Below are 25,945 nucleotides of genomic sequence, written 5' to 3'. Positions count from 1 at the left end.
TCCGGACTACAGCCGCCACAGGGCTTCCTGGCTGGTGCTGGCGATCAGCACCCCACCAGTGTCGTACAGGGCTCCGGTCACCAGCCCGCGGGAGTCGGTGTTGTTCAGCCGGGTGACCTCGTAGCGGTGCCAGTCCCGCGGGACGAAGGGCCGGTGGAACCACACCGCGTGGTCCAGGCTGGCGGCGAAGCCCTGACGCAGATCCGTGCCGTCGGGCCGCGTGACAGGCACCGGCCCGAAGTCGGACATGAAGGTCAGCGTGCACGCCCGGATCAAGGCGTCGTCCTCGATCTCGTCTTTGGTGCGGATCCAGAACGGGGGCACCGCGAAGGCTCCGACGTCTTCGGGCCGTACCCGAATATCGAAGAAGTCGGCGACGGTCAGGCTCGGCGCTTTCGGCACTGCCACGTCGAACTCGACGCCCAGGACTTCCGGGCGCTGCCAGTCGGCACCGGGTTCGGGGACGTGGAACGACGCGATCATCTCCAGGATCGTCTTGCCGTTCTGCTTCGCGGTGACGCGCCGCGTGTCGAAGGACCGGCCGTCCCGGGTTCGTTCCACGTGAAACTCCACGTCGATGCCGTATTGACCGCCGCGGACGAAGTAGAGGTGCAGTGACTGCGGCAGCTTGTCCGGTTCGACGGTGCGGCCCGCCGCGCCGAGCGCCTGTGCGGCGATCAGCCCGCCGAACAGGGACCGTCCCGGTCCGTCGGTCGGCTGCGGCGCGATGAAGGTGTCGCCGTCGCGCGCGAAGTCGAGGAGCTGGGCAATCCAGCTGGGCGCAGTGGAACTCATAAAGCGGCAGCGTATCTATCCACGATCCCGCCTAGGCTGAGCACCATGGTTCAACGCCGGGGATTCAATGACACCGTCACCCGTTTCTGGGGCTTCGCCGCTCCCGCTTACGACACCCAGGTGCTGCAGCGTGTCGTCTACCAACCCGCCCAGGACGAGGTCTTGGCCCAGCTGCGCGCACACGATTCCCTGACCATCGCCGATATCGGCTGCGGCACCGGTATTTTCGCTGACCGGATCCAGCGTGAGCTCAATGCCGTCGTCACCGGGGTGGACATGTCCGAGGGCATGCTGGCCCAGGCCAAGGCCCGGTCCTCGAAGGTCAACTGGCTCACCGCACCTGCAGAGGAGCTGCCGTTCAACGACGGCGCCCTGGACGCGGTCGTCACGACGTCGGCGTTCCACTGGTTCGATCAGCCTGCCGCGCTGCGCGAGTTCCACCGGGTCCTCAAACCGGGCGGTATCGCGGCCGTCACCACCATCAGCCCGCGGCAGGTGCTGCCGCTGCATGCGCTGTCGTCGCACATCCTCAACCCCGCCCACAATCCGTCGCCCGCGGAGATGAAGGCGCTCTTCGAAGGCGCCGGGTTCACCGTCTCCGAACAGCACCGGGTGAAGCGGCCGGCGTGGTCGCTCATCGTGTCCGATCTGCTGACCGTCGGAACGAAGTAGCCGGCCATGCCTGATCTGCATCCCGACGTCGCGGTCCTGGCCCCGCTGCTGGGCACCTGGGCGGGCACCGGCTCCGGCGAATATCCGACCATCGCGTCGTTCGACTACCTCGAAGAGGTCACCTTCGGCCATGTCGGAAAGCCCTTCCTGGCCTACAGCCAGAAGACCCGGGCGGCCGACGACGGACGTCCGCTGCACGCCGAGACCGGCTACCTGCGGGTGCCCGCGCCCGGACGCATCGAGTGGGTGCTCGCGCATCCCACCGGCATCACCGAGGTCCTACAGGGCACGCTCAGCACCGACGACGAGTTCGTGCTGGATCTGGCCACCACCGACATCGGGCGCACCGACTCCGCGAAAGAGGTTGACGCGCTGCGTCGTTGGTTCCGCCTCGACGGAGACACGTTGAGCTACAACATCCGGATGGCCGCCGTCGGCATCCCGCTGCGCCACCACCTCGCGGCCGTCCTGCATCGGAAGGACGCATGACCGAACCCCAGACGGGCCGCATTCGGGTCCCTGCCGACCTGGATTCGGTGACGGCCATCGGATCCGAAGACCACACCGGCGTCGATCCGCAAGCAGTGGAACGCATTTGGCAGGCGGCACAGCACTGGTACGCGGCCGGCATGCACCCGGCCATCCAGGTCTGTCTGCGCCAGAACGGCCGGGTGGTGCTCAACCGCGCGATCGGTCACGGCTGGGGCAACGGGCCGGACGATCCGGTGGACGCCGAGAAGATCCCCGTCGGCGTCGACACCCCGTTCTGCGTGTACTCGGCGGCCAAGGCCATCAGCACGACGGTGGTGCACATGCTCGTCGAGCGCGGCGAGCTCGATCTGGACGCCCGCGTCTGCGACTACCTGCCGACGTACACCAGCCACGGCAAGGACCGCACCACCGTGCGGCACGTCGTCACCCACAGCGCCGGGGTTCCGCTGGCCACCGGCCCGCGCCCAGATCTCAAGCGGATGAACGACAGCGACTACGCCCGCGAGATGCTGGGCAATCTCCGGCCGATCTACCGGCCGGGCCTGGTCCACATGTACCACGGCCTCACGTGGGGGCCGCTGATCCGCGAGATCGTCTCGGCCGCAACGGGTCGCAACATCCGGGACATCCTGGCCACCGAGATCCTCGAACCGCTGGGCTTCCGCTGGACCAATTACGGCGTTGCGCCGGAAGACGTTCCGCTGGTCGCACCGAGCCACGTCACCGGCAAGCCGCTGCCCGCACCGATGGCGGCGGCGTTCAAGAAGGCCGTCGGCGGCACCCCGAGCCAGATCATCCCGTTCAGCAACACCCCGGACTTCCTGACCAGTGTGGTGCCGTCGTCGAGCACGGTGTCGAATGCTGTCGAACTATCGCGCTTTGCCGAAATGCTGTGCCGCGGTGGGGAACTCGATGGGATCCGGGTACTGAAGCCGGAAACCCTGCGCGCCGCGACCACCGAATGCCGGCGGCTGCGGCCGGACATCGCGGTGGGGTTGATGCCGATGCGCTGGGGCACCGGATACATGTTGGGCTCCAAGCGATTCGGCCCCTTCGGCCGCAATGCGCCCGCAGCCTTCGGACACACCGGGCTGAGCAACATCGCGGTATGGGCCGACCCGGCCCGCGGCCTTGCCGCCGCCGTGGTCAGCAGCGGCAAGCCCGGTGGTCATCCTGAGGCCAACCGGTACCCGGCCCTGCTCGACGCGATCGCCGCGGAAATCCACTAGACGCCGAATGGCCAGTTATCGCACGGGTTTTCAAGATTCGCGTGCGATAACTGGCCGATGGGCGGGGACTAAGCCTTGGAAGCGGCCTTTGCGAACAGGCGCAGCAGCACCTGGTTGATGGCCGTCAGCGCCAGCTTCACCGGAGGGAAGGACGCGGTCGAGTTCAGCGTGTAGTCGATGCGCGTGCCCGAGCCCTCAGGGGTCAGCCGCACCTCACCCGAGTAGCCCGGGAACGGGACGCCCGAGCGGGCCTTGTAGCCGAACACGTGGGGAGCGTCGAAGGTCACGACCTCTTCGACGATCGCCGGTGCCGGTCCGGGCGCCGAGATACGCCGGACGGCGCCGAGGCCGTTCGGCTCGGGGGTACCGGGCTGATCGATGGTCACGCTGACGCCCGGGCCCCAGTTGGACATGCCCTCGTGGTCGATCAGGGTCGCCCAAACAACGTCGATCGGGCGGGCAACAGTGGTGGTTGCTGTCGATTGCATGGCTCGATCATGCACCACCCCCACCCAGGGCGCCTGGCAGGCTGTCCCCATGCCCGGCCCAATGCCCGAAGTACCGTTCCGCGACGATCACGCCGAACTGTTGCGGCGCCGCAGACTGACCGAGGACGCAGCCCGGCCGGACGCCGTACAGCGCCGACATGACGCCGGCGGCCGGACTGCCCGCGAGAACATCCACGACCTGGTCGATGCCGGCAGTTTCGTCGAGTACGGACGCTTTGCCATCGCCGCCCAGCGGGCGCGCCGGGAACTCGACGACCTGATCGCGCGCACTCCGGCCGACGGTCTCGTCGCCGGTACCGCCCATGTCGACGGCAAGCCGTGCGCGGTGCTGTCCTACGACTACACCGTGCTGGCCGGCACGCAGGGCGCCCTCGGGCACCTCAAGAAGGACCGGCTGTTCGAGCTGATCGAGCGGATGAAGCTGCCCACGGTGTTCTTCGCCGAAGGCGGCGGTGGACGCCCCGGCGACACCGACCATCCGACGGTGTCGTCGTTGGATGTCCGCGCGTTCGCCCTGTGGGCCGGGCTGTCCGGCGTGGTGCCGCGGATCGCGGTGGTGAAGGGCCGCTGCTTCGCCGGCAATGCCGTCATCGCGGGCTGTTCGGATCTGATCGTCGCCACCGAGGACACGTCGATCGGCATGGGCGGCCCGGCGATGATCGCCGGCGGCGGCCTTGGTGACATCGCACCGGACGCCGTCGGCCCGATCTCAGTGCAGGCACCCAATGGCGTCGTCGACGTGGTGGTGCCCGACGAGGCGGCGGCGGTCTCTGTTGCCCGACAACTGCTCGGCTATTTCCGCGGACCCGGCACCCCGGGCATCGCACCGGACCAAAATGCCTTGCGCACAATCATTCCCGAGCGCGCCCGGCGCGCCTACCGAGTCGCGCCGATCATCGAGACGCTCGCCGACGAGGGCTCGATCACGTTCCTGCGGGAGAAGTTCGCCCCCGAGCTGGTGACCGCGCTGACCCGCATCGAGGGCCGGCCAGTCGGGGTACTGGCCAACAACACCATGGTCATGGCCGGGGCCATCACCGCGGCGGCGTCCGACAAGGCGGCCCGCTTCCTCCAACTCTGCGACGCCTTCGGGATTCCCGTCGTGTCCCTCGTCGACTGCCCGGGATTCATGGTCGGCCCCGCGGCCGAGGCCGAAGCGCTGGTCCGGCGCGGGTCACGGCTGCTGGTCGCCGGCGCGGCACTACGGGTACCCCTGATCGCGGTGATCCTGCGCCGCGGTTACGGCCTCGGCGCGCAAGCGATGTGCGGCGGCAGCCTGCATGAGCCGCTTCTGACAGTGGCGTGGCCGGGCGCGCATCTCGGGCCCATGGGACTCGAAGGCGCAGTGCGGCTCGGGCTACGCAAGGAACTCGAAGCCATCGCCGACGACGACGCCCGCGAGCAGGCAGTGCGAGATGCCACCGCGGCCGCGCAAGCCAATGCCGCGGCACTCAATTCGGCGTCGATGTTCGAGATCGACGACGTCATCGACCCCGCCGAGACCCGGTCATTGATCGCGGCGACGCTGGCGACAGCCGAGCCGGCGGGCCTGCCTCCGCGGAGAGGATTCGTCGACACCTGGTGAGTTCCGGTGATCCTGCGGCTACGGCGACTTCTCTCGAGTGGCCTGCGCCCTGGTTACAGGGTCAACAGTCTTCAGTCGCGTACACCCCGGTACAGCTGACGCCGCACGACGAAGCGTTGCAGGACCCGGTCGACCGTCCAGGCCGGGAACCGGACCGCCTGCCCCCACGGGGTGAAAACCTCGAGTCCGTCGGGCTGCGGGCCGAGCACCGAACCCCAGCGCACGGACGGCGGCCGGTAGCTGCGCAGTTTGCCAGACTTCAACTGGGCCAGGATGTTTCGTGCCACCAGTGCACCGCCGCCATTGCGGGCCGAGGTCCGGAGCGGATCAGTGGCCGCGACGTCACCGACCGCGAAAACACCCGGATGGCCGGGGACCGTCAGCTCCGGGGTGACGGTGACGAAGCCGTCGTCGTCGAGAATCTCCGACGGTAGCCACGCGGTGTTGGGCCGCACCCGGCCGACGGCCCACAGCACCGCATCAACGTCGGCGTCCGGTTGGCCGGTACTGAATTCGATTGGTCCGGTGGTTATTTCGTCGCGATCCGGGGGCAGGATCGCGCGGTGCCCGAGGTGCAGCCGGACGCCGAGTTCGGCCAGCCGCTGCGCGACGCGTACCTGGGTTCCGGAGTGGTAGCCCGGAAGTATCTGGGCGCCAGGGAAATACAGGTCGATCACTTTGTCGGGCCAGGTGCGAGCCAGGTTCCCCGCGCTGCTCACCGCCGTGGCACCGCCACCCACCACAGCGACGCGCCGGGCACCGGCCAACCGCTCGTGGGTGTCCCGCAGGTCTGCCGCGACGTCGTCGGCTGATTGCAGCGTCGGCCGGCGCCAGAACCCGTTGGTGGTTCCGGTGGAGATGAGCAACACGTCGAACGGCTCGATGGTCTCGGTGCCGTCCGCAGCCACGACCGTGACCGTGCGTGCGTTCAGATCGGCACCAGTCAAGGCACCGTGCACGATGCGCACCGGATCGAGGCCCCGGAACCGGCGGAAACCGATGAAGTAGTCACGCGCCCAGTCCTGCGGCCGTGACACCCGCATGCCGAGTTCCTGCCCGCTGACCAGCCCGTCTTTGACCGAAATGCCGACGACATCGGCGTGCCGGGCCAGCCGGACGGCCGCGAGGATGCCGCTGTCCCCCAGCCCGGCTATGACGACGCGTTTGCGCACGTCAGGGCAGGATCGAGTCGACGTAGCCACCGTCGGCGCGGACCGCGGCGCCCGTGGTGGCCGAGGACTGCTCCGAGCTGAGGTAGACCACCATGTTGGCGATCTCTTCGGGCTCAATCAGCCTGCGTAGCAGCGATTGTGGGCGGTACTTGATCATGAACTCGCGCTGCGCCTCGTCCCACGGCAGGTTCTTGTCGACCAGTTGATACACGAAGTCCTCGACACCGCCAGTGTGCGTCGGGCCCGCGATCACCGAGTTCACCGTCACGCCGGTGCCCGCCGCGTCCTTGGCAAAACCGCGGGTCACCGCCAGCAGCGCGGTCTTGGACGTGCCGTAGTGGATCATCTCCTCCGGGATGACGATCGCCGAGTCGCTGGCGATCTGGATCATGCGACCCCAGCCGCGTTCCGTCATCCCCGGCAGGTAGGTGCGGATGAGCCGGACCGCGGACAGCACGTTGACCTCGAAATACCGCCGCCATTCGTCGTCCGTGATCTCCTGGGCCGGGGTCGACCCGAAGATGCCGAGGTTGTTCACCAGGATGTCTACATCCGGAAGTTGTTGTGTGAGTTGAGCTACGCCCTCGGCGGTGGTGACGTCCGCGGCGACGCCGACGACATCGGCGAGGCCTTTGCCGGTCAGCTCGGCTACGGCCGCTTGGACTCGTTCCTCGCTGCGTCCGTTCACTGCGACGCGGGCGCCGCTGGCACCCAGTCCCTCGGCGATGGCCAGTCCGATGCCCTGGGTGGATCCGGTTACCAGGGCGGTCTTACCGGTCAGATCAATGTGCACAATCAGCCTCCAATGAATACTCCGGTCACACAACGCTAGCGACCCCGCTGAATAATCCGGGGCATGACCGAACTTTTGGTGCTGCACATCGCCAAGCGCGAGATTCAGGCCGTGTCGCTGGACGGTTCGCAGGTCCGGACGCTGGTCGCCGATGTCGATGAGACGCCCGACGGCATCGTCGTCGACCAGGCCCGGGGCCACATCTACTGGACGAACATGGGCACTCCCGACCCGGACTCCGGACGCGGTGCCTTCTCCACCTTCTTCACGCGCAACGGATCGCTCGAGCGGGTGAATCTGGACGGCTCGGACCGGCGGACCATCGTGCCGCGGGGCGCGTTCACCACGGGCAAGCAGTTGACGGCTGATTTCGACGCGGGGTTGCTCTACTGGTGCGACCGCGAAGGCATGCAGGTGCTGCGCTGCCGGCTGGACGGTTCCGGCCTGGAGACGCTGGTGGTGGCGGGAACCGACGCGCAGGATGCGCGCAATCACTGCGTGGGTATCGCTGTCGACCCGGTCAATCGCCTGGTCTATTGGACGCAGAAGGGCGCGCCCGACGCCGGTCAGGGCCGAATCTTCCGGTGCGGCACCGATATTCCGGTGGGCCGCACGGCCCTTGACCGCGACGACATCGAGCTGCTGTGGCAGGACCTCCCCGAGCCCATCGACCTGGATCTGGACGACTCGGGGCGCCTGGTCTGGACGGACCGCGGCGCTGAACCGGACGGCAACACGCTCAATCGCGGTCAGGTCCAGCCTGCGGTCGGGGTCCACGAAATCCTGGCCCGCGGGTACCAGGAGGCGATCGGTGTGGCCACTGCCGACTATGTGACCTACTACGTCAGTGAGCTACGCACCGGCGGTATCCGTGTGCTGAACCTTGCCGAAGGGACCGACCGCGAGCTGGCGCAACTGGGCCCCGGTGTCACCGGTGTCGCGCTGGCCGAGCTCTAGCTCGCCTGGATGAACGCGGCAATGCCGCGGGCGACCGCGTTGGCGATGCCCTGCTGACCCTGCTGTGACGACATCAGCGCCGCATCCTGCGGATTCTTCATGTTGCCGCACTCGACCAGGATCGACGGGTACTGCGCGAGGTTCAGGCCGGTCAGGTCGGCTCGGCCGTACAGACCGTTGCTGCCGATGTACGTCGCCGGCGTCATGCCCCCGGCCACCAGTTGATCGCGCATGATCTGCGCAAATCTGACCGAGGGGCCGGCCTGCACCTGGTTGAGCGGAGGCGCGGAGTAATTGACGTGGAATCCGTGGCCGCCGGGGGGACCCCCGTCAGCGTGAATCGACACAACGGCGTTGGGGTGCAAGGCGTTCGCCATCGCCGCCCGCTGGTCCACACACGCGGCCAACGCATCGTCGTTGTCCCTCGACAGACCCACCTGCACTCCGGCATTGATGAGCTCCTGCCGGATGAGCAGCACCACGTTCCAGGCGAAGGTGTGCTCGGGAAAACCTGCGTTGGTGGAGGTGCCACTGGTCTGGCAGTCCTTGGTACCGCCGCGGCCGGTGGGTACCTGTTTGGTGATCGACGCATCGTTGGCCCCGTTGTGGCCGGGGTCGAGGAACACGATTGCGCCGGCCAGGTTGGTCGCTCTGGCCACCGGAGCGGTGAGCGACGACGCGATGGCAGGCATACCGACCAGGACCGGCGCCGCTGCAGCCATTCTCAGCATGCGCCGGCGCGAGATGCAGCCGACGCCCTTGGCCTCGTCGTCTCTTTCACACGGACTACTGGTCACTGATTGGATGCTACGGACCGACCCTGGGAACGCTCGCGAGCGCCCAGACACGGTTCCGTCACGAAGCCATAACTTCTTTCGGGTTCGGCGTACGGTCGAGGCGTGGAGACGAACGTCGAGACAGCAGGCGTGGGGGCGCGTATCAAGGCCATAGCCGGTTGGGCCGCCACCCGCACACGCAAGACCAGTCCATCGCCGCTACTGCCATCGTGGGAAGCCCCGCCGGCGCAGTACGGCATCGGTGTCCACCACAACGTGGCGGTGCCGATGAGTGACGGCATCACGCTGCGGGTGGATATCCACTATCCGACCGATCCGGGGACGGGCGAGCCCGCTGCCGGGCCCTTCCCCGTGCTGCTGTCGATGACGCCGTACGGCAAGAAGGCACCCCCTCCGGCTGCCCAAATCGGCGGCGGCGCAACACCGTATCTGATTCGCCGTGGCTACATCGAGGTGATGGCCGACGTGCGGGGCACCGGTGTGTCGGGCGGCTCCTTCGAGATGCTGGGACCCGAGCAGGTCCAGGACGGCGTCGATCTGGTCAATTGGGCTGCGGCGCTGCCCAACTCGAACGGCCGCGTCGGCATGTTCGGCATCTCGTATCTGGCCATCAACCAGCTGATGACCGCATCCGCAGTGGGACCCGGCTCGCCGCTGAAGGCGATCTTCCCGGCGATGGCCGCCAACGACTTCTATCGCGACGTCGTCACCATGGGCGGCGTCCCGCACATGCGTACGGTCCGCGCCTACGGCGCCACCTACTCGCTGTTGAACGTGATCAACCCGGCGCTGGAGTTCGCGCATCGCGGTGGACATGAAAGGCCCAGGGCCGGCGGCATTTCCGCCGTGCGGCAGCGGGGCCGCGACCAGCGCACCTACTTCAAGAGCCTGATCGACAACGCGGTGGCCGGCGGCGATACCGCATTCGATGGCGCCTTCTGGGACACCATGCGCCCAGCGGACGTGGTGCCGAAGATCGCCGAGAACGGCGTCGCGGTGTTTCTCGTGGCCGGCTGGCATGACGCATTTCAACGCGGTGCGCCGCTGAACTACGCGGCACTGCAGAACACTTTCGCCGGCCGCCCCGCCGGCGCTGCCATGACTGCCGACCAGCCGGTCTCCGACAAGTTCCAGCTGATGGCCGGCCCGTGGTATCACGTCTCGGATCTCGACGGCCAGCATCTGCAGGCCTTGCAGCTGCGCTGGTTCGACTACTGGCTCAAAGACGACGGCACCGCGGCCGTCACCGGTCAGCCCGTGCGGTTCCGGGCCATCGGGAGCTCAAAGTGGTTCCGCACCAACGCCTATCCGTTCCCGGAAGCAAGACCGGCCCGGCTTTACCTCGGTCTGGGCGGCGGCCTGCATGCCACGCCGTCGACCGACGAGTCGACCGCCACGCTGCAATACCTCTCTCGCGGACCGGTTTCCGGGCGCAGCCTGGAGCAGTGGAGCCTCGGCATGGGCAGTTTCATGGTCTCGCAGACGGGCCGGAGCGTCCGCTACGACCAGGACAACACCCGGCTGCAGCGCCAGGCCCTGACCTACACCAGCGAGGCGTTCGACACCGAACAACTGCTGGCCGGGCCGGTTGGGCTGACGATCTTCGCCACTGCAGATCGCACCGAAACCCTGTGGGTCGCACACCTCGACGACCTCTCCCCTGACGGCGTCAGCCGGCCGCTGACGCAAGGCGCGCTCCTCGGTTCACACCGTGCCCTCGATCCCGAGGGGAGCTGGGTGCTGCCCGACGGGACGGTGCTGCGGCCGCAACACTTCAGCACCAAGGCGGCGGCCGAGCCCGTCGTCCCCGGTGAGCTGACCCGCTACGACATCGAGATCTTTCCCACGGCTGCAATCATCGCCCCGGGCCACCGGTTACGGCTGACCGTCACCACCTACGACTTCCCGCATCTCGTGCCGACCCGCCCGCAGCGGGCAGCACTGGCCGGCGGGGTCTACCGGATTTCCCAAGGCGGTATCCACGCCTCGCACCTGGTGGTGCCCCTGGCCGATCCGGTGACCATGGAGCAGCCCTAGCTGAGGAACCGCTGGGTGTAGGGCGCGAAGCGGGCCAACAGGTCATCCGGGTCGAGCCCGAACATCTCGCAAGACGTCTCGACCCGGCCCAGCCGGCCGCGCTGATGAGCGGCCAGGTAATCCGCCATCTTGCTGCGTTCGACTTCCGAAAGTTGTTCCTCCGCAAGGGCGAACACGCTTTCTGCGGCGCCGAGATCGTCGGCCATGAAATCGTCGAAGCGGATGTCGATGGACCGGTCCCGGCCGATGATCTCCCGGTTACGGACCAGGCCCGCGAGCATGTGCTCCAGCCGCTGCACCCAGTACGCCGCGATGTGTTCGACCGGAACCGGGCTGCGGTGCATACGCGCCGAGTAGGTGATCATCGCGATCATCGACAGCACGACCGGCACCGGATCGCGGTGTGTGAAAACGCCGACCACGCCGGGCAATTCGGCGTTGAGGACCGGTAGTTGTTCGAGATGCTGCGGCGACTTGAGCAACCAGCGCCGGCCACCGCGCAGGAACTGCAAGGCCTTCAGCTGGGTCACCATGTGCCGGTAGTGCGGCGTCTGGTCGTGGGATTCGTAGTAGTCACGCCAGGCGGGGACGTCCGCCAAGGTCTCGAAGTACATCGTGGAAAAGTCGTTGGCCAGCAACTGAATTTCCTCGTGCACATGGTCGGTGGTCATCTCGTGCATCAGCGGGAAGTGCGGCATCACGATGTTCATCACGCTGACGGCGACGTCCATCCGAGTGCGCCGCGGGTCCGGCTCGATACCGATCTCGGAAGCCAGCGGGAACGGCTCCATCGACTCCCAATAGGGCAGAGTCCGGAAGGTCCCGGAGGCAGCCAGCAGGTTGTGCAGGTGCGTCGTGCCGGTGCGTGGCAGCCCGACGATCACGACTGGTGGCAGTAGGTCGATATCGTGAATCTCGGGGTGACGCTTCAACAGATCGGTCAGCAGCAGCCGGTTCTTCAGCAGCTGCAGTAGTTGACTGTAGAAGTTCACGATGCCGGGGCCGTTGAAGCCATCGATCTCCCGGAGCGCGGCCAGCAGCACGTCGAGGCGCTCTCGGTAGTCGGCGGGGCCGAAGTCGTCGAGCCCGGTGTCAATACTCGCCTTGGCGTGCAGCGCAGCCGCGTCGAGCGGACAGTCGGGCGCCATCATCGTCATCATGTCGCGGAACTGTTGCGCCTCGGCCGTGAAAGTGGGTTCGGCCAGGTCATCGAGCCGGACTACATCTGTGGTGTCAGTCACACTACTTATGTTACTATGAGTTTCGTAATGATGAAAGAACTTGGCCGCCCCCGTGATTCACGCATCGACAACGCGGTGCTCACCGCCACGGCAGAGCTGCTCGGCGCAGTGGGTTATGCCGCGCTGTCGGTGGACGCCATCGCCAAGCAGGCCGGCACCAGCAAGCCGGCGATCTACCGGCGCTGGCCCAGCAAGGCACATCTCGTCCACGAGGCCGTGTTCCCCGCCGGCATCGCCACCGAGTTGCCCGACACCGGGTCGCTGGCCGGCGATGTCCGGGCCATGGTCCGCGGCACCGTTGCAGTGTTCAGCACTCCCGCGGCTCGCGCCGCCCTACCCGGACTGCTCGGCGAAATGACCGCCGACGCCACCCTGCACAGCGCTCTGCTGGACCGGTTCGCCGATGCATTGGGACCCGAACTGCACGCCCGCCTCGCAGCCGCCGCAGCGCGCGGCGAACTCCGCGCGGACGTCACCTCCGCTGACCTGACCGAGGTCATCACCGGTATCGCACTGCTAGCCGCACTCACGCGGGGCGCTGCCCCCGATGACGACTGGATCGACCGCAACACCACATTGATTCTGAAAGGTATTGGCGCATGACCGAATCCGCTGCCGCTTGGCGGGAACTCCTTGACACCATTCGCGAGCTCGACACCTCATTCCTCGAGGGTCCACGCGCGGTCACCGACGACCGACAGGTGGCCGACGGCTACCGGATGCTCGCCACCGGACTCGGCGTGGCGCTCGACTGCTACCTGTATCCCGAGCCCGGCCGGCCACAGTTCATCGTGGTCAATTCACCGTTCCGGCATGACCGTCGCTGGGGCGGCGACAACACCGACGCGCACTACTACATGTGCCCGATCGACCCGCAGGGCCGCTACCGGATCAGCGGCAACAAGGGTGACAGCGTCTATCTGTCACTGACCGCGTACAACGAACCCTCCCCTGGCGCCTGGTCCAACCGCGTGGTGGCGATAATCCGGGACGACGACATGGATTTCGACGACGAGGGCAACTTCTCCTTCGAGATCGGGCCGTTGCCCGACGCCGCGGTCTTCTTCACCCGCGACTATCAAGCAGACCCCGACACCGGCCGCGCGGCCACCTGGCACATTGAGGCACTCGACGCACCTGAGCCGTTGCGGCACAACGACGTTGCCACCGCTGCCGCGCTACGGGCCAGCGCCACCTGGCTCCGCACACTGTTCGCCATCATGCCGATGCCGGTGGGCACCCGGCCCGACGAGACTTCCCTGGGCCACTCCGTCGCCCACTCGGCCAACGAATTCGCCGCGCCCTACCAAGTGCCGGACGCAAACTTCGGCTGGTCGGCGCGCGATGCCTGTTATTCCTACGGCAGCTTCGTGCTGGCCGAGGACGAAGCACTCGTCATCACCCATCGACCGCCGGCGTGCCGGTTCTGGAACCTGGTGGTGTGGAACCAGTTCATGGCTAACCCCGGTGTCCGTGACGCCCGCAGCTCGGTCAACGGGTACAGCGCGGTGCCCAACTCGGACGGCACGGTGACGGTAGTCCTGTCCGGCGGCACCACCGCGCACCCGAATTCATTGACCACTCTGGGCTATCCGCAGGGCATTCTGGCATTCCGGTGGTTCCTCACCGATCAGGTGCCGGACCGGCCCGAAGTGCAGCTGGTCAAGATCGCGGATGCCCCCACCTCACCTTCCTGAGGGATTTGTGCACGATTTTCCGCGCCGACCGCGGAAAATCGTGCACAAATCACGGGACGACGGCGTCGATCGCCCGGTAGATCCGCTGCTCGCTGACCGGCCGCGGGGTGCCCAGCTGCTGGGCCCAGAGGCTGACGCGCAATTCCTCGATCTGCCGGGCGATGTCGCGGACGTCGTCGCCCTGGCAGCGTAGGGGTGAAAGTGCCTGCCGCAGTTCGTCGTATGCGTCTTCGACGGCATAGACCCGATCCATCCGTTCGCGGTCCGCGGCCGGAGCCTGGGGCAATCGCTCGAGCCGCCGGCCGACCGCGGTCAGGTACCGGGTCAGATCGGCGAGGTGCGTGACACCCGTAGCCGCAACGAATCCCACAGGCAACAGCCGAGCCAGCTGCGCCCGAATGTCGGCGACCGCGTCGGCCTGGAGGGCAGATGGCTTGTCGGGCAAGGCAACCTGCGCCGCATGCGCGGCGGTCAGCACCCGCTCGACGCGGCCGACGACGTCGAGCGTCGTCGGGACCAACTTGGCTGCGACCGCGTCACGTAGCGACGCGAATTCAGCGGCAGTCCAGACCGGTTTGGGCGCCAACACCCGCATCGCGGCGTCAGCACAATCCTCCAGCAGCGCGGCCAGGCTACCGTCTGGATTACTCGACAGCGCAAGTCGCGCACGAGGATTCAGCCCGCGTTCAGCTGCCTTGACCGGCGACGGTGCGGCGAGCCGCAGCAGCCGTCGCAGCCCCGAGCCCATGGCCGCGGCCTGTTCGGCCACCGTCGGGAACACCCGGATATCCACCGCCGCACCGGTATCCACGAATGCCGGGAATCCGCGCACCGTGTGGCCGCCGGCCGAGCTCTCCACTGTCCGAGGCAATTCGGCGAGGTCTTCGGGCCAGGATTTCAGACCAGTCCGCTGCAGATCGCCCGCAACGGCACCGGCAACCGCCTGCCGCACCGATCCGGCCAGCTTGTCGTGCAGCGCACCCAGGTCCTTGCCGCGCGCCACCTCGGTGCCGTCTTTCTCGACTGCGAACGTGACCCGCAGGTGATCGGGAATCTTGCTCAGGTCGAAAGCGTCGATCGGCACCAGAATGCCACTGCGCCTGCGCAGTTCACGCTGCAATTCCTCGAGTAGCGAGCCGTCGCCGGGGTTCAGGTCCGGCAGTACCGCCCGTGCCGTGTCGGGCGCCGGCACGAAGTTGCGCCGCAAATCCTTGGGCAGCGACTTGATCAACGCCGACACCAACTCCTCACGCAGCGCAGGCACCTGCCAGGCAAAACCATCGCCCCCGAGCCTGGCCAGCACCTCGACCGGGACATGCACCGTGACACCGTCATCAGCAGCCCCCGGCTCGAACCGGTAGCTCAGCGGCAGCGACAAGTCGCCCGTCTGCCAGCTGTCAGGCTGATCGGCATCGGTGTCCGCACGCAGGAGGTCGCTGCGGGTCATGGTCAGCAGGTCCGGCGTCACATGCCGCTGCTTCTTCCACCAGGCATCGAAATGCCGCGCCGACACGGCACTTTCGGGCACGCGCTGGTCATAGAAGGCGTAGACCTCGTCGTCGCCCGCCAGCAGATCACGGCGGCGGGCGCGTTCCTCCAGCTCCTCCAGTTCGGCACGCAACTGCGTGTTGTCTCGGAAGAAATGGTGCCGCGTCTGCCAGTCCCCCTCGACCAACGCGTGCCGGATGAACAGCTCGCGCGCGACCACCGGGTCCACCTGCGCATATCCAACCCGCCTGCGAGGTACCAACGGCAGCCCGTAGAGCGTCACCCGTTCGAACGCCATGACGGCACCACGGCGGGCATCCCAGTGCGGCTCACTGAAGGTGCGCTGCACCAGATCTCCGGCGACCCGCTCGACAGTCTCGGGTTCGATACGAGCCGCGATGCGGCCGAACAGCCGGCTGGTTTCCACCAGGTCCGCGACGACGATCCAGCGGGGCGGCTTCTTGGTCAGCACCGAGCCCGGCGCCAACACGAACCGAGAGTTACGGGCGCCCTGGTAATCCCGCGTCTCGCCTTCCCGCAACCCGACGTGCGACAGCAGCCCGGCGGTCAGCGCGGTGTGTACTTGCGCCGGGTCTGCATCGTCACCGGACTCCCGAATGCCGAGATCGCCGGCGATGCTGCGCAATTGGCCGACCAGGTCCTGCCATTCGCGAATCCGCAGATAGTGCAGGAAATCGTCGCGGCACATGCGACGGAACGCGCTGCCGGACAACTGGTTCCGCTGCTCGCGCAGGTAGTTCCACAGGTTCAGGTAGGACACGAAGTCCGAATGTTCGTCGGCGAAGCGGGCATGCTTCTGCCGGGCCGCTTCTTCCCGGTCCGACGGCCGTTCCCGCGGGTCGGGAATCGACAGCGCGGCCGCCAGGATCAGCACCTCGCGCACGCAGCCTTCGGTGTCGGCCTGCAGGATCATTCGGCCGACCCGCGGGTCCAACGGCAGCCGGGCCAGCCGGCGACCGACGTCCGTGATGGCACCCTTCGCGTCGAAAGCGCCCAATTCCTGCAGCAATTGGATGCCGTCGCGGATGCTGCGCGCGTCCGGTGCATCCAGGAACGGGAACGCCTCGATGTCGCCCAGTCCAAGGGCCGCCATCTGCAGGATGACCGCACCCAGGTTGGTGCGCAGGATTTCCGGATCGGTGTACCGGGGCCGAGACGCGAAGTCGTCCTCCGAATACAGGCGGATACACACACCGGGTGCCGTACGGCCGGACCGGCCGGACCGCTGGGCGGCCGAGGCCTGTGAGATCGGTTCGATCGGCAGCCGCTGCACCTTGGTGCGCCGGCTGTAGCGCGAGATGCGGGCGGCGCCCGGGTCGACCACGTACCGGATACCCGGGACAGTCAGAGACGTCTCGGCGACGTTGGTGGCCAACACAATCCGGCGCGGGCCACCCGGTTTGGCGTTGAAGACCTTCTGCTGGTCCGCCGTGGGTAGCCGGGCGTACAGCGGCAGGATCTCCGTCGGGAACACGTCGCCGGATAGCGCGTCACGCAATGCCTCTGCGGTATCCCGGATTTCACGTTCGCCGGACAGGAACACCAGTACGTCGCCGGCCGGTTCGGATTCCAGTTCGCGCACCGCGTCGACGATCGCTTCAGTCTGGTCGCGCGTCTCGGTCCGGACGATCTCGTGGTCAGGATCGTCGGGATCGTCACTGTCGTCAGCAGCGACGGGGACTTCCAGTGGCCGGTAACGGATTTCGACCGGGTAGGTGCGGCCCGAGACCTCGACGATCGGGGCGTCGAAACTGTGTCCATGTTCGGCTCCGCCGAAGTGTTTGGCGAAGCGCTCCGGCTCGATGGTCGCGGACGTCACGATGACCTTGAGATCGGGGCGCCGCGGCAGCAACTCGCGCAGATACCCGAGCAGGAAGTCGATGTTGAGGCTGCGTTCGTGGGCCTCGTCGAGGATCAGGGTGTCGTACCGGAGCAGCCGCCGGTCCCTCTGAATCTCGGCGAGCAGAATGCCATCGGTCATCAGTTTGACCAGGGTCGAGTCGCTGGCCTGGTCGGTGAAGCGCACCGTGTAGCCGATGGCGCCGCCCAGCGGGGTGCCGGTTTCGTCGGCAATGCGCTGCGCCACGGTGCGGGCCGCCAGCCGGCGCGGCTGGGTGTGCCCGATGGTGCCGCGGATGCCGCGGCCGAGTTCCAGGCAGATCTTGGGCAGCTGCGTGGTCTTGCCCGACCCGGTCTCGCCGGCGACGATCACCACCTGGTTCTCGGTGATGGCCTTGGCGATCTCCGCGCGCCGGTCGGTGACCGGCAGGTCCGGGTAGGTGATGGCCGGCACCGCCGCGAGACGGCCGGCGATCACGCCCTCCGCCGCGGCGATCTGTTCTGCGATCTTCTCGGGGGTGTCGCCTCGCAGATTCTTCAGCCGGCGATCGAGCCGCGCGGCGTCACGGATGGTCAGCCCATCGAGACGGTCACGCAGATCGCGCAGCTGAAGGTCGGACACCAGTCCCAGGATAGGTGGTGACCTGCAGCACGGTCGGTTGGCTTCAGAGATCGAGGACCCTGGCACTCTTCGAATTCGCAGCAACGCCCGCTGTCATGCAACACGGCTGACGTGCGCGGCCGATTCTCCGATCGTTGTCGCGCTGTCGCCGATCATGGTGCGTAGCAACGCTTCTTGCTCGCGTTGCCCACGAACGTCAGCGCGGGCCATTGCACCGGGCAGGGTCAGGGCGGCCACACTGAGAGCCAGGTTTACCGGGATGCGCACTACCGGGTACCACGGCAGCACGTAAGTCAGGCCCAGGTTCCGCATCGCGCGTGGTCCCAGGAAGGCACTGGTGACAGACAGGTGCTGGACCTGTGCGATGCGGCGACGCAAGCCCGGTAGGACGCGGTAGTGCCAGGCCAGCGGGTCCTCAGCCATCGGCATCGCCAACTGCTTCGTTGATTCGTCGGGCTCGGCCAATGCGGTGAGCGTGTGATACAGAATCCGGACGCCGTCACGGAAGCTGCGAGGCAGCCACTCATCCTGCACACCGATCAACCACCCGACATACCGGGTCAGGTGCGCAAGACCGTCAAGTTCAGCCGGCGAGAACACAAATCCCATGCCGATGGATGCGGCAGGCGGCGCAATGAGCGCGCCGACCAGGGTGGCGGCCATATCGGTCTGGTTGACCGGCATACCCCATTCGTCGGCTCGCCAGTCCGGCATCGCCGCGACATGGCGGCGCACGAACGCGTGGATCAGCCGCACTCGGACCGTGGACCGGTAACCCACCCCGAGCGGTTCCAGGCCATCTTCGGCGATGACATCCAGGGCCCACTGCATGGTCTCAGCAAAACGCTTGTTGGACCCTTTCTCCAAAGCACCGGTGCGCAGCAGCGTCTTGTTGAAGCCGGAGAACTGATAGCCGCCCAGCAGTGACACATCGCGCGCGATGTACATCCCATCAGCGCCGCCTCGGCGCAAGGTCCGCGCACCGATACGCAACTTGTCGCGGTCGACCCAGTCCGGCGTGTCCTCGATCTGAGTGAAGAACTCCCGCAACGGCTCCGGCGCATCGGGCACGTTGGTGATGCCCTCGGCCAGGGCCAGATCAAACAGGGTCCGGGCCTGCTGTGTCCCGGTGGTCACCATCCACTCGACGAGGCGATCCGCCGGCTCGTCGCCGACCGTGAGCCGCTGACCGAGCCGCTCCCACTGCTCGGCGTTGGGGTTGCCGATACCCAGCAGCAGCACGAGCGTCCGCACCAAAGCCGGGACATCGCGGGGCTGCTCAGGATGCCGAGCGGGAACAGAACGCCGTTGTTCTTGAGTCGATGGGGCCATGTTCAAATGCTGACACGAGCATTTACTCGCATACAATTCGTGTCGTGACAGCCCGATGAACAGCACGTCAGGGGTTCCGCGACGTACACCGCGACAGGAACGCTCGCGTTTGATGGTTGACCGCATCCTCGGCGCCGGTCGGCAGGTGCTGATCGATCGCGGATACGACGGAGCCACGACGAACCGGATCGCGGAGGTCGCCGGTATCAGTCCGGGGTCCCTCTACCAGTACTTTCCCAACAAAGACACCATCATCGCGGCGATCATCGATGACTACACAGACCACGTCCTGCGCACGGTGACCACGCGCCTCGTGGCGCAGGTCGGCCAACCCGAAGACGTCAGCTCCCTGCGCGAACTCATCGCGATTCTGCTCGACGCAATGATGGATCAACCCGAGATGCTCCGGGCGCTCATCGAACACACTCCCCGGCTCGGCCTGGGTAGCAAGATCGCCGATTTCGAACAGCGCGTCGGTGAGCTCGCGATCGCCCATCTGCGGATGCGCCCAGAGCCCACCCGCCACGCCGATACCCGAGTCTGGATCGCCGTCCGCGCTGTCGAGCATCTGACCATCCGATATGTGCTCGACCGTCCCGCGATCGACCATGACGAATTCCTCGATGAACTCGCCGCGCTCACGTCGTCCTACATGATGGTCCACAACACCACCACGACGACCGACCAGACAGCCAATTAGGCTGGGGCTGAACCAGTTTCAGCAAGCAGCAACACACTCCGACATCACGGGGCGAGGAGATCGCGGCCGGAGCCCAACGCGGCACCGGCGAGCCGATGCCCCAGACCTTCGACGACGCGCAGAACCGTGTCCCGCTCCTGATCGTTCAGACCGCCGACGGTCATCTCCTCGAGCTGCCTCCACACGTCTTCGATCTGTTGCTGCAATCCGCGACTGGCGGGCGTTGCTTCCACCAGGTGGGCACGCTTGTCCTCGGGACTCGGGAAACGACGCACGAACCCGGCGTGCTCCAGTCGCTGGATCATGCGCGTCATCGTGGGGGCGTCGGAGCTGGTGAGGCGCACCAGATCCGTCTGCCGCAGCGGGCCGCGGTCCCACAGGTACATCATCACCAGCTCCTGGCCCGGATACAGACCGAGCGGGCGCAGCAGCGTCGCAACGATCGTTCGGGTCAGCCGCGTGAGCTGGAAGACCGCATGACTGACCGGGCCGCTGCGGGCCGCCGTCGGCGATGCCAGCGCCTCACAGGTCTCCCCACCGTCCGCGCTCTCCGTTGCCATCAACGCACTCCCTAGTCAGTTAGTTGTTCAACCATCATAACTGAACTGATCCAGATAATAGTCCCTGTTGGAATAGCTTTTCCAAAGTACTTGTTCGAGCAAGTATTGGACGAAAGGCGATGACATGAACACCACAGGCACCGACCACACCAGCGCCAGTTCGCGCACCCGGGGTCAGCACAAGCTCCACCACTCCGTCGTTCGCGTCATAGCCGCAGGCGCCGTCGGACTATCGGCTCTGTCCATCGCGATGGCTGCGCCGTCCGCGGCGAAGGGACCCCATCCCGGCCCCGTGATCGACCGCCCCGAGCCGACCAGTTCACTCAGCGCGCAGAACAATGACGGCCGCATCTCTACCGCTCCGGTGAGCCCCGCGCAGCGGATGGCGCCTGGCGCCATACCGCGGTCGCAACCGGCGACGTCGATCAGCGCGCAGCAGACCGCCGGCGGTACTCCACAGTCATCGACAAACCGTGCCGAAAGCCCGGCGCCCCGCCCGGATCCGGCCAGCGGGGCGCGCGACACCGCGCATCGTGCGGAACCAAGGACTCCCTCAATGCCAAGCGGTATGACGCCCGCCGATGCTGTCCGTTCGTCCGGAGGCATGGGTGCAGCTACGTAGTCTCAAAGTCGCCGCCCGTTGCGCACCCGAATGGAGAACCCCATGGCCGACCGCGAAGACATCATCGACCTGCTGACCAGGTACGCCACCGGCATCGACCGGCAGGACTGGCCATTGTTTCGCTCCGTGTTCACCGCTGACTGCGTGTTGGACTACGGCCAGATCGGGTCGTGGCATGGAGTCGATGGCGTCACGGACTACATGATCCAGGTGCACGTGCCGTTCGAGCACACGCTGCACCGGCTGAGCAATCACGCCATCGAAATCGATGGCGATACCGCCACCGCCCGTACTTACGTCGACGTGTTGCTGATTGCCCGAGACGCCAAGCCACACAAGACATCTGACGTCAATGCGACCGGCTTCTACGACGACGAACTGGTTCGCACCGGCGAAGGGTGGCGCATCAACCGTCGAAAACTCACCATGGTCCGCAACCGCTCCCTCTGAGCGCCCAAGGTCTGCCGAAACGCGGTTTCGCCGGAGAAGGCTAGGGCTGGTCGGGTGCCCAGTAGTCCAACATCGCCGCGAACGTCTCAAACGCCGGCTTGGACACCCCATACGCCGCTTCCAGATGGATGCTGATCGGGAAACCCAACTCACCGACCCCATCGATGACCCGCTTGTACAGATCGAGCATCAACGACCGCTTGACCGCCGGCTCCTCACCCGCCAGCCGCGTCACGAACTCCTGCTCCGCGGCCACCAACGGATTACCCGGATCCTGGATCAGCCAATTGATCAAACCGACCTTGGACTCCATCTTCGGCACAAACCCGAACGACAGCAGAAGTTCCGGCCGATGCTCGGTGGTCGCAGCGAACTCCTTCAAAAACCCCACGATGGTGTCCGAATAGAGCAGCTGCGTCATCCCGTACGTGGCGCCCTGCTCGATCTTGAAATTGAAGCGCCCCTGCTCGCCGTCACGCGTCGGAATCAGGATGACACCGCGGTTGGGCACCTGATCTCGGTAGATCGTCAACGCATCGGTCGGGGCCACACCCGTACCGTCGCCGTCGCTCATGGTGCGCGGCACACCCACGAACGCGATGCCATCGAAATCCGCATCCTGCAGCACACTCAGCCGCTTGCCGAGCGCATCCTCATCCAAAAACGACGTCACCTGGGTACACAACCCACGCATCCCCGCCAGCTCAGGCTTCATCAACTGCCAAAAATCCAAGACGTCCATCTTCGGCTTCATCTCGATGGGCCGATCGCCGTCTTCCTCGATCATCCCCGGGATCATCACGTGCCGAATACGGCCCTCGAGGCCGACGGCCGCGGCGTTGAGCAGCACCTTGTGCGCCTCGTCGACCGCAAACTGGGGACCGCGCTCAATATTGGGCGGGACCAGTTCGAAGGCGATGGTGTTCAGGGTCACGACTCTGCTCCGGATCTCAGGACTACATACGGGGCGCAGGCGTCACTGACCGCTACGACCCGCAGGCCGTGTTTCCCGTGAAACCTCCACCCTACCGATGGCCTCCAGCAAAGAATCGGCCACGTCCGGCTTGCCACACGTGATAAACCCGTCCCGTGGCTGAACGCGTCAAGTTCCAGAGTTCCACCGGCCCTATGCTGGCCGGGATCATCGACCTACCTGAAGGCACCCCGCGCGGTTGGGGCGTCTTCTCCCACGGCTTCACGCTCGGCAAGGACTCCCCCGCCGCGGCACGCATCTGCAAGCAGCTGGCATCCGACGGCATCGGGATGCTTCGCTTCGACGCCATCGGGCTGGGCGACTCGGAAGGCCACTGGGGCGACGGGTCCTTCACCCACAAGACCAACGACGTCATCGAGGCGTGCAAGTTCATGACCGAGCGCGGCACGCCTTCGGCGTTGTTGGTCGGGCACTCGTTCGGCGGGGCGTCGGTCCTGTCCGCGGCGCGGCAGGCTCCCGGAGTCCGCGCGGTGGTGACCGTCGGTGCACCCATCGACCCGTCGCATGTCGAGAAGCAGTACGACGACATCCTCGACTGCGTGCTCGCGAACGGCAGCGCACAGTGGATGGTCGGCGGGCGTGAACTGACCCTCAAGCGCGACTTCGTGGAGGATGTCCGCGCGGCCAAGCTCCACAGCAAGATCAAGGAGCTGCACCTGCCGCTGCTGATCCTGCACTCGCCGACCGACAACACCGTGGGCATCGAGAACGCCAGTGAGATTTTCCGGACTGCCCGGCACCCGCGCAGCTTCGTCTCGCTGGAGGGCACCGAGCACCTGCTCACCGGACCTGGCCAGGCCAAGCGAGCGGGACGGATCATCGGCGCCTGGGCCGACGCCTATCTGGGAGCTAAGTAGCCTCGTTCGCCTTGGCGATTGCCTCGGCGAGTTCCTCCAGTAGCGGCGGCACGTCCAGCGCGGTCACCACGGCTTCGATGAAGACCAGATCGTTCGGGTGTGCTGCCGCGTCGGCCAAGGCGGCGTCCAACTCTCCGCAGGTGGTGGCCCGGTGGGACAACGGGTTTCGGATGCCGAGCGCTGCCGGAATGTCGCGCCACCGCCAGCTGACGATGTCGTTGTACGGGGCCGTGGGACCGTGGATCGCCCGCTCGACGGTGTAGCCGTCGTTGTTCACCAGGATCACCACCGCGGGCACGCCTTCGCGCCCGAACTGGCCGAGTTCCTGAATCGTCAACTGTGCGGCACCGTCCCCGATCAGCAACACCGGACGACGGTTCCGTTCGGCCAGGCCCGCGCCGAGCGCGGCCGGCAGCGTGTAGCCGATGGACGCCCATAGCGGCTGACCGATGAACGCCACGCCGCTGGGCAGTCGGTGTCGGGCCATGCCGTAGTAGGACGTGCCCTGCTCGGCCAAGACCACATTGCCCGGGGTGAGGGCGCCACAAACCTTGTCCCACAGAGCTTTCTGCGTCAGCGGCTGATCCGGTGTCAGCACCGCGTCAGACGTATCAGGCACGGGCTGGGGCACCGCCGGCGACCGGGTGGGGCGGCCCTTCAGGATGCCGGTGATCGCGTCGAGCGCCGCTGACATGTCCAGTGGTGCAAAGACTTCACCCGCCACGACGCTCTGGTTGGGGCCGATGTCGATGGTCCGCGCGGGGTCGATCTGCTGTGTGAACGATGCGCTCACCATGTCGGTGAACTGAACCCCGGCGGTGACCAGCACCGGGGCCTCTTCGATGGCCCGGCGGACCGACTCCTGACTGGAGGTGCCCGCATAGATGCCGAGGAACTCGGCCGCCGACTCGTCGACCAGGCTCTTGCCCCACATCAGCGTGGCGTGCGGGACGACGTCGGCCGCCAGCAGTGCCTCCAGCTGCGGCACGGCTTCCAGTCGATGCACGAGGAGGTCGGCCAGCACCGTCAGCTGATGCTCGCCGATGAGGCGGGCAGCGGCCGCGGTGAACAGCGACAGCGCCCGCGGGCTGGTGCCACTGGTGTACCGCGGCAGGGGTCCGGTCGGAGGTTCGACGGGGAACCGGGCAACGTCGGTGGCCAGCATCAGGTAGCCGGGCAGTTTGCGCTCATGCACCTCGGACAGCACCCGGTCGATCTCCCGAGTGGCGGTGGCCGGCACGAGTTTGGCTTGTGCGCAGGTGATTTCGCGGGCGATACGCAGGAAGTGGTCGAAGTCGCCATCCCCGAGCGAGTGGTGGATCACCCGGCGGGAGCCTTGGACGTCGATGGATGGGGTGCCGACGATGTGGACCACCGGCACGTGCTCGGCGTAGCTGCCCGCGATCGCGTTGGCGGCGGACAGTTCCCCGACGCCGAACGTGGTGATCAGCGCCGCCATCCCCCGCAGCCTCCCGTAGCCGTCGGCGGCGTATCCGGCGTTGAGTTCGTTGGCGCTGCCGACCCACCGGATATCCGGATGCGCGATGACATGGTCGAGCAGCTCCAGATTGAAATCACCTGGGACCCCGAATATCTCGGTGGCGCCGAGTTCAGCGAGCCGGTCCAGCAGGTAGTCACCGACGGTGTATTCGGGCATGCCGGCCTCCTGGATTCGCGGGTACTGCGATGGTATCGGCCGATCATCGCCGGCGTTCGACGCAGAGAGGCTGGCGAGATCGCGGACATCGACGGGGAGTCGCTCTACAGTTGCGGAACTGTCTTGTTCCGCTGAAACCAGGAGCGTCCCATGCCGACCAGTCGAGCCCCCAAGCGTGCGGCCGGTCGCTGGGATCCGACGCTGGAGGCCACGATCCTCGACGCGACCCTGGCGGCAGTCACCGAGCTGGGCTACGACCGGATGACGATGGATGACCTGGCGACGCGCGCCGGGGTCGGCAAGGCGGCGATCTACCGGCGCTGGTCGTCGAAAGGCGAGGTCGTGGCACAGGCCATCGCGCACTGGCGGCGCTCGCTCGGGACGCCACCCGCCCCCGACACCGGCTCGTTGCGCGGCGACCTGGACGCCTTGGTGGATGCTGTTCCCGACTACGACGCCAAGGACATTGACACGATTCGCGTGGTGGTCGGTGTCGCGACGGCCGCGATGCGCGACCCCGTACTGTCGGCAGCCCTCGACGATCTGGTGCTGAGCGTGCCGCGCCAAGTACTGCGCTCGATCCTCGATCGGGCCGTCGCCCGCGGTGAGATCTCCACCGCGCGCGATCTGACGCTGTTGCCCGACGCAGTCCTCGGGCTCAACATCCTGCGGATGATCTCCGGGCGCCCCATCGACCGCATCTACGTCCGGCGGGTGCTGGACGACGTGGTGCTGCCGCTGGCCACTGCGTCGCCTTCCTGACCGTCAGGGCTTGCACCTGGCCGGAAACCGTGTCACCGTTGAACGGAACTATTTAGTTCCATTCA

General features: G+C 66.7%; 23 protein-coding genes. 12 read left to right on the top strand and 11 right to left on the bottom strand.

All coding sequences use genetic code 11. The features are described from left to right. Positions 1–6: 6 nt before the first annotated feature. On the bottom strand, positions 7–795 hold the full coding sequence (locus A7G45_RS06820; protein WP_260935183.1) for an acyl-CoA thioesterase: 789 nt from the start codon (positions 793–795) through the stop codon (positions 7–9). A 45-nt stretch (positions 796–840) separates the two neighbouring features. Between A7G45_RS06820 and A7G45_RS06815 the strand changes: the two genes are divergently transcribed. The 3 genes from A7G45_RS06815 to lipE are packed head-to-tail and all read left to right on the top strand — an operon-like array spanning position 841 to position 3,188. Continuing rightward, positions 841–1,467 (top strand): class I SAM-dependent methyltransferase, encoded by a 627-nt coding sequence (locus tag A7G45_RS06815; RefSeq protein ID WP_260935182.1) that lies wholly within the window; start codon positions 841–843, stop codon positions 1,465–1,467. 6 nt (positions 1,468–1,473) lie between these two features. Beyond that, positions 1,474–1,956 (top strand): peroxynitrite isomerase, encoded by a 483-nt coding sequence (locus tag A7G45_RS06810; RefSeq protein ID WP_260935180.1) that lies wholly within the window; start codon positions 1,474–1,476, stop codon positions 1,954–1,956. Further along, entirely contained in the window at positions 1,953–3,188 is a 1,236-nt protein-coding gene (gene lipE, locus A7G45_RS06805; RefSeq protein WP_260935179.1) for a lipase LipE, read from the top strand. Before A7G45_RS06810 ends, lipE begins: the two co-directional genes overlap by 4 nt. A gap of 68 nt (positions 3,189–3,256) precedes the next feature. On the opposite strand, the gene A7G45_RS06800 is transcribed toward lipE, so the two are convergent. After that, positions 3,257–3,676 carry an SRPBCC family protein gene (locus tag A7G45_RS06800; RefSeq protein WP_260935178.1) on the bottom strand — a complete coding sequence of 140 codons (420 nt, stop codon included), beginning with the start codon at positions 3,674–3,676 and terminating at the stop codon, positions 3,257–3,259. Positions 3,677–3,737: 61 nt separating this feature from the next. Between A7G45_RS06800 and A7G45_RS06795 the strand changes: the two genes are divergently transcribed. Beyond that, complete coding sequence (locus tag A7G45_RS06795) at positions 3,738–5,282, top strand: acyl-CoA carboxylase subunit beta (protein ID WP_260938031.1); 1,545 nt, start codon at positions 3,738–3,740, stop codon at positions 5,280–5,282. Between the two features lie 71 nt (positions 5,283–5,353). Here the strand turns inward: A7G45_RS06795 and A7G45_RS06790 are convergent, their stop codons facing one another. Together A7G45_RS06790 and A7G45_RS06785 are read right to left on the bottom strand one after the other, a co-directional pair. Next, complete coding sequence (locus A7G45_RS06790; protein ID WP_260935176.1) at positions 5,354–6,454, bottom strand: FAD-dependent oxidoreductase; 1,101 nt, start codon at positions 6,452–6,454, stop codon at positions 5,354–5,356. A 1-nt stretch (position 6,455) separates the two neighbouring features. Next, positions 6,456–7,247, bottom strand: coding sequence for an SDR family NAD(P)-dependent oxidoreductase (locus A7G45_RS06785; RefSeq protein WP_260935174.1), 792 nt, complete (start codon positions 7,245–7,247; stop codon positions 6,456–6,458). Positions 7,248–7,310: 63 nt separating this feature from the next. On the opposite strand from A7G45_RS06785, the gene A7G45_RS06780 reads away from it, so the two are divergent. Beyond that, a complete protein-coding gene (locus A7G45_RS06780; RefSeq protein WP_260935172.1) occupies positions 7,311–8,204 on the top strand; it encodes a hypothetical protein in 894 nt (297 codons plus the stop codon). On the opposite strand, the gene A7G45_RS06775 is transcribed toward A7G45_RS06780, so the two are convergent. After that, the gene (locus A7G45_RS06775; protein WP_377041989.1) at positions 8,201–8,926 is read right to left on the bottom strand and encodes an Rv3717 family N-acetylmuramoyl-L-alanine amidase; all 726 of its coding nucleotides are present in this window, start codon (positions 8,924–8,926) and stop codon (positions 8,201–8,203) included. The two genes, A7G45_RS06780 and A7G45_RS06775, sit on opposite strands and share 4 nt — an antisense overlap. A 312-nt stretch (positions 8,927–9,238) precedes the next feature. On the opposite strand from A7G45_RS06775, the gene A7G45_RS06770 reads away from it, so the two are divergent. Then, a complete protein-coding gene (locus A7G45_RS06770; RefSeq protein ID WP_260938027.1) occupies positions 9,239–11,038 on the top strand; it encodes a CocE/NonD family hydrolase in 1,800 nt (599 codons plus the stop codon). Here A7G45_RS06770 and A7G45_RS06765 read toward each other — a convergent pair. Next, positions 11,035–12,198: a sulfotransferase family protein gene (locus A7G45_RS06765; protein ID WP_260938025.1), complete on the bottom strand. Its 1,164-nt coding sequence runs from the start codon at positions 12,196–12,198 to the stop codon at positions 11,035–11,037. The two genes, A7G45_RS06770 and A7G45_RS06765, sit on opposite strands and share 4 nt — an antisense overlap. A 108-nt stretch (positions 12,199–12,306) precedes the next feature. Here A7G45_RS06765 and A7G45_RS06760 point away from each other — a divergent pair, with 108 nt between their 5' ends. Next, entirely contained in the window at positions 12,307–12,882 is a 576-nt protein-coding gene (locus A7G45_RS06760) for a TetR/AcrR family transcriptional regulator (protein WP_260938023.1), read from the top strand. After that, positions 12,879–13,976: a hypothetical protein gene (locus tag A7G45_RS06755; protein ID WP_260935170.1), complete on the top strand. Its 1,098-nt coding sequence runs from the start codon at positions 12,879–12,881 to the stop codon at positions 13,974–13,976. Before A7G45_RS06760 ends, A7G45_RS06755 begins: the two co-directional genes overlap by 4 nt. Before the next feature lie 49 nt (positions 13,977–14,025). Here A7G45_RS06755 and hrpA read toward each other — a convergent pair whose 3' ends face one another. Together hrpA and A7G45_RS06745 are read right to left on the bottom strand one after the other, a co-directional pair. Then, complete coding sequence (hrpA, locus tag A7G45_RS06750; RefSeq protein WP_260935168.1) at positions 14,026–17,946, bottom strand: ATP-dependent RNA helicase HrpA; 3,921 nt, start codon at positions 17,944–17,946, stop codon at positions 14,026–14,028. A gap of 93 nt (positions 17,947–18,039) precedes the next feature. Beyond that, on the bottom strand, positions 18,040–19,278 hold the full coding sequence (locus A7G45_RS06745) for an oxygenase MpaB family protein (RefSeq protein WP_260935166.1): 1,239 nt from the start codon (positions 19,276–19,278) through the stop codon (positions 18,040–18,042). A 112-nt stretch (positions 19,279–19,390) separates the two neighbouring features. On the opposite strand from A7G45_RS06745, the gene A7G45_RS06740 reads away from it, so the two are divergent. Next, positions 19,391–19,978 (top strand): TetR/AcrR family transcriptional regulator, encoded by a 588-nt coding sequence (locus A7G45_RS06740; protein ID WP_260935165.1) that lies wholly within the window; start codon positions 19,391–19,393, stop codon positions 19,976–19,978. Positions 19,979–20,022: 44 nt separating this feature from the next. Here A7G45_RS06740 and A7G45_RS06735 read toward each other — a convergent pair whose 3' ends face one another. Next, positions 20,023–20,538, bottom strand: coding sequence for a MarR family winged helix-turn-helix transcriptional regulator (locus A7G45_RS06735; protein ID WP_260935163.1), 516 nt, complete (start codon positions 20,536–20,538; stop codon positions 20,023–20,025). Between the two features lie 664 nt (positions 20,539–21,202). Between A7G45_RS06735 and A7G45_RS06730 the strand changes: the two genes are divergently transcribed. After that, complete coding sequence (locus A7G45_RS06730) at positions 21,203–21,610, top strand: nuclear transport factor 2 family protein (protein WP_043402276.1); 408 nt, start codon at positions 21,203–21,205, stop codon at positions 21,608–21,610. 40 nt (positions 21,611–21,650) lie between these two features. Here A7G45_RS06730 and A7G45_RS06725 read toward each other — a convergent pair whose 3' ends face one another. Continuing rightward, on the bottom strand, positions 21,651–22,544 hold the full coding sequence (locus A7G45_RS06725; RefSeq protein ID WP_308204030.1) for a mycobacterial-type methylenetetrahydrofolate reductase: 894 nt from the start codon (positions 22,542–22,544) through the stop codon (positions 21,651–21,653). Between the two features lie 155 nt (positions 22,545–22,699). On the opposite strand from A7G45_RS06725, the gene A7G45_RS06720 reads away from it, so the two are divergent. After that, complete coding sequence (locus A7G45_RS06720) at positions 22,700–23,461, top strand: alpha/beta hydrolase family protein (protein ID WP_043391812.1); 762 nt, start codon at positions 22,700–22,702, stop codon at positions 23,459–23,461. Here the strand turns inward: A7G45_RS06720 and A7G45_RS06715 are convergent. Further along, a complete protein-coding gene (locus tag A7G45_RS06715; protein WP_260935158.1) occupies positions 23,454–25,118 on the bottom strand; it encodes an alpha-keto acid decarboxylase family protein in 1,665 nt (554 codons plus the stop codon). The two genes, A7G45_RS06720 and A7G45_RS06715, sit on opposite strands and share 8 nt — an antisense overlap. A gap of 150 nt (positions 25,119–25,268) precedes the next feature. Here A7G45_RS06715 and A7G45_RS06710 point away from each other — a divergent pair, with 150 nt between their 5' ends. Then, a complete protein-coding gene (locus tag A7G45_RS06710) occupies positions 25,269–25,880 on the top strand; it encodes a TetR/AcrR family transcriptional regulator (protein WP_260935156.1) in 612 nt (203 codons plus the stop codon). The last annotated feature ends 65 nt before the right edge of the window (positions 25,881–25,945 follow it).

This window comes from Mycolicibacterium llatzerense, assembly GCF_025331195.1.
Lineage (GTDB): Bacteria > Actinomycetota > Actinomycetes > Mycobacteriales > Mycobacteriaceae > Mycobacterium > Mycobacterium llatzerense.
This window is presented reverse-complemented; position numbering and strand designations above follow the sequence as displayed.